Origin of the sequence: Siphonobacter sp. BAB-5385 (assembly GCF_002261125.1) — a bacterium.
Lineage (GTDB): Bacteria > Bacteroidota > Bacteroidia > Cytophagales > Spirosomataceae > Siphonobacter.
The window spans coordinates 1-2,326 of record NZ_NMPS01000141.1 but is presented as its reverse complement, the minus strand read 5'-3'; the positions used below and the strand labels follow the sequence as shown (position 1 = coordinate 2,326).

Below are 2,326 nucleotides of genomic sequence, written 5' to 3'. Positions count from 1 at the left end.
AAGCGTAGCCATGGGATTCCGCAGTTCATGAGCCAGCATGGCCAGAAATTCGTTCTTTCGCCGGTCGGCTTCTTTCAGGGCATCTTCGGCCTGTTTCTGACTGGTCAAATCACGCATGACTTTCACAAGACCAATGACCTTGCCCCCCTCATTCAGTAAGGGGCTCGTAATGCCTGAGCCATAGAAACGGGAGCCGTCCTTGCGAACATGCCAGCGTTCATTTTCGGCCCAGCCCTGCTGAAGGGCCGTTACTCGTTCCCGTTCGGGAACTCCAGCTGCCCGATCTTCCGGCACGAAAAAGAGATCTCCCGACTCTCCTACAATCTCTCGTTCAGCGTATCCGAACACCGCTTCAGCTCCGGCATTCCAGTCCTGAACTCTGGAGTTTAAATCAAGGGTTAAGATGGCGTAATCCCTTGCACTTTCCAGAATCGCTTTTTGACGTTCTTTGATTCGGAACAATTCTTTCTCCGCTTGCCTTCGTGCCGTAATATCAAACATGACTCCGCTCATGAGGAGTGGTTCATTATCCACTCGTTGCATGACCCGGCCATACCCACTCATCCAGCGTTTGGAGCCATCTGCCCGCAAGGCACAAAACTCCGTGTCAAAGTTAGCTTCTCCCGCCAGGGACTGCTCGAGTAAGTGATGAACTCGCTCCCGGTCATCGGGATGGACATGTTCAAAAAAAGTTCAGGGCGTACCGGGTTGGTTTCTGGTTCCAGGCCAAAGAGTCGGAAGTGCTGCTCGTTCCAGTACACCTCATTGGTGGGCAGGTTCCACTCCCAGGTAGCCAGATCGGTGGCTTCAATCGCTAACCGCAACCGTTTTTCTGATTGCTGCAAAGCTTGTTCGGCTTCGACTTTTACTAGGGCTGCCCAGGTCCGATCAGCGACGTCTTCCAGTAGTACCCGCTCATTATCAGTCCACTGACGAGGAGTAGTCATGGCCGCACAGAGTGCCCAGATAACCTGGCTGGGGCCTTTTCGTAGCGGCGTGACTAACAGAGCCCCCAGTTGTAACCCAGCCAGTAGCTTTTTCTCGGAATCGGAGAACCGTACATCCTTAGCAACGTCTTCAATACGCATGGGCTGTGTTGACAACTGCCGCATCGTTTCCGGATAATCCGACAACTGAAAGACCCCTGACATGGGCAAAAGACTCGGGTCAATATGCTCGGGACCAACGGTAGAAATACCTTGCTCTAAAAAGACCTCGCTAATCCAGCAGCGATCCAGTTCCAGGTGCTCAGCAATCATTTGAACGGTTTGATGCTGGATCATCTGCTTATTTGGCCAATCCCGCAACGCATCACTAAAGGAAAGCAGAAATGCCTGCCGCTTTTCCATATTTTTTCGTTCGGTGATGTCATCGTACACGCAGGCAATGTAGGGACTGCCTTCTTCGCCTACCCGGGAGAGATAACAGGTGTACCACTGACCCAGTTGATGCACGGGATATTCGGTACGGATCGATTGACCCGTGTAATAAACCTCTTCCAGCATTTGATGCCATCCGGGTTCCAGATTAGGCACCAGCTCACTCATTCGTTTGCCCACCGGATCGTGAATGCCGGTCATTCGGGTAAAGGCTAGATTGTCTTCCCGATGCCAGTAATCAACCACCTTTCCCTGCTCGTCAAAAATCAATTCAAGCAAGCTGAAACCCTCATCAATGGAGTTAAATAGTATCTGGTATTTATCCGTTACTCGCTGGGCGATTTCATCTTTTAGCCGATGGTTTTCCGCTTCGGCTTGTTTCTTCTCCGTGATATCTTCAGTAGTCATCACAAAGCCATCCCCCATTTTCACCAGAGTTTGATGAAACCACTGATCCTGAAACTGTTCATGGGAATAATACTGCTCGTGCTCGATGGGAATGCCCGTTTGGGTAACCTGAACAAACTCTTCAAACAAGCCGGTTTCTATTACGCCGGGGTTTTGCTGAAGCAGGCTTTGGCCCATGACTTCACCATTCTGCCTGATGCCCCGCTCATTATTCATAATCCAGATAAAATCAATGATGCTTCCGCTACCATCTCTTATTGCCTCAAAAGCCTGAATGATGTAGGGCGTACTATCCAGAACCGCCTGCAACAATTCTTTCGTAGACGCTAACTCGGCTTTTGCTTGCTTACGAGCCGTTATATCGATGGTCGTTGTCGCTACGCCGTCACCCAGCTTTACCGTGGATTGATCAAACCAGCCATCAAACTGTTCATGGACGTAGTGCCGCTCGGATTGATCCGGGACGCCCGTTTCGCATACCTGTTTGAACGTATCAAAGATGCCGGCTTCTTTCACGCCGGGATTGAGCGTGAGCAGGC

At 50.8% G+C, this 2,326-nt stretch carries 2 protein-coding genes; both read right to left on the bottom strand.

The window, feature by feature from the left end:
• On the bottom strand, positions 1-630 hold a 630-nt coding region (locus BWI93_RS13475; RefSeq protein WP_255157856.1), incomplete at its 3' end, for a PAS domain S-box protein.
• Positions 561-2,326, bottom strand: a 1,766-nt coding sequence (locus BWI93_RS13470; RefSeq protein WP_141217455.1) for a GAF domain-containing protein, incomplete at its 5' end; no start/stop codon positions are given. The genes BWI93_RS13470 and BWI93_RS13475, both read right to left, overlap by 70 nt.